Source organism: Trichormus sp. NMC-1, from assembly GCF_001858025.1.
Lineage (GTDB): Bacteria > Cyanobacteriota > Cyanobacteriia > Cyanobacteriales > Nostocaceae > Anabaena.
In genome coordinates, this window is record NZ_LZQD01000029.1 from 1 (window position 1) to 1,999 (window position 1,999).

General features: G+C 50.8%; 1 rRNA gene. It reads left to right on the top strand.

Features of this window, described 5'->3' with window-relative positions:
• Window positions 1-146: 146 nt before the first annotated feature.
• A 23S ribosomal RNA gene (locus tag A9Y75_RS25735) occupies window positions 147-1,999 on the top strand; the annotation flags it as partial.

The window sequence follows — 1,999 nt, forward strand, 5'->3', positions numbered from 1 at the left end:
CATTGGAAGAAGTCAGCAACTGATGAGAGTCAGACTGCTGGGTGGAACCAGCCAGAACCTTGAAAACTGCATAGTAACGCGAAAAGAAGCAGGCAGACACAGACATGAGAATGAATGTGAAAGCAAGTGGAAACCAAAGAGTAAGTGGTCAAGCTAATAAGGGCTAATGGTGGATACCTAGGCACACAGAGGCGAAGAAGGACGTGGTTACCGACGAAATGCTCCGGGGAGTTGGAAGCAAACTATGAGCCGGAGATGTCCGAATGGGGCAACCCTAAATACAGCCTGTTGAATATATAGACAGGTATGAGCTAACCCAGCGAATTGAAACATCTTAGTAGCTGGAGGAAGAGAAATCAAGAGAGATTCCCTAAGTAGTGGTGAGCGAAAGGGGAAGAGCCTAAACCAAAGGGTTTACCTTTTGGGGTAGTGGGACAGCAATAACGAATCATGGAGACTAGACGAAACAGCTAAATACTGTACCAGAGGGGGTGAAAGTCCCGTAGTCGAAAGTCAAAGGATAGTAGCTGAATCCCGAGTAGCATGGGGCACGAGGAATCCCATGTGAATCAGCGAGGACCATCTCGTAAGGCTAAATACTACTGTGTGACCGATAGTGAACCAGTACCGCGAGGGAAAGGTGAAAAGAACCCCGGAAGGGGAGTGAAATAGAACATGAAACCATTAGCTTACAAGCAGTGGGAGTCCGATTAAACGGATGACCGCGTGCCTGTTGAAGAATGAGCCGGCGACTTATAGGCACTGGTAGGTTAAAGCGAGAATGCTGGAGCCAAAGGGAAACCGAGTCTGAAAAGGGCGATAATCAGTGTTTATAGACCCGAACCCTGGTGATCTAACCATGGCCAGGATGAAGCTTGGGTAACACCAAGTGGAGGTCCGAACCGACCGATGTTGAAAAATCGGCGGATGAGCTGTGGTTAGGGGTGAAATGCCAATCGAACCAGGAGCTAGCTGGTTCTCCCCGAAATGTGTTTAGGCGCAGCGGTAATGATTATATCTGGGGGGTAAAGCACTGTTTCGGTGCGGGCTGGGAGACCGGTACCAAATCGAGACAAACTCTGAATACCCAGAGCACACATTGCCAGTGAGACAGTGGGGGATAAGCTTCATTGTCAAGAGGGAAACAGCCCAGACCACCAGCTAAGGTCCCCAAATCATCGCTAAGTGATAAAGGAGGTGAGAGTGCACAGACAACTAGGAGGTTTGCCTAGAAGCAGCCACCCTTGAAAGAGTGCGTAATAGCTCACTAGTCAAGCGCTCTCGCGCCGAAAATGAACGGGGCTAAGCGATGTACCGAAGCTGTGGGATTAATTAATTAATCGGTAGGGGAGCGTTCCGTCGTAGGTAGAAGCAGTAGCGGCGAGCAGCTGTGGACGAAACGGAAGTGAGAATGTCGGCTTGAGTAGCGCAAATGTATGTGAGAATCATACACCCCGAAACCCTAAGGGTTCCAGAGCCAGGTTCGTCCACTCTGGGTTAGTCGGGACCTAAGGCGAGGCCGAACGGCGTAGTCGATGGACAACGTGTCAATAATCACGTACTATCCGGTGGGAGCATTGCTAGGGACGCATGAAAGATAGCCATACCCTGATTGGTTTGGGAGGGGTTTACGAACTCCGAGTGGGGAAGGATAGTGCCAAGAAAAGCTAGGGATGTGATGAAAGCAGGATACCCGTACCCGAAACCGACACAGGTAGGGAGGTTGAGAATACCAAGGGGCGCGAGATAACTCTCTCTAAGGAACTCGGCAAAATGGCCCCGTAACTTCGGAAGAAGGGGTGCCCACTGTATAAGTGGGTCGCAGTGAAGAGATCCAGGCGACTGTTTACCAAAAACACAGGTCTCCGCAAACTCGTAAGAGGACGTATGGGGGCTGACGCCTGCCCAGTGCCGGAAGGTTAAGGAAGTTGGTCAGCGAAAGTGAAGCTAGCGACCGAAGCCCCGGTGAACGGCGGCCGTAACTATAACGGTCCTAAGG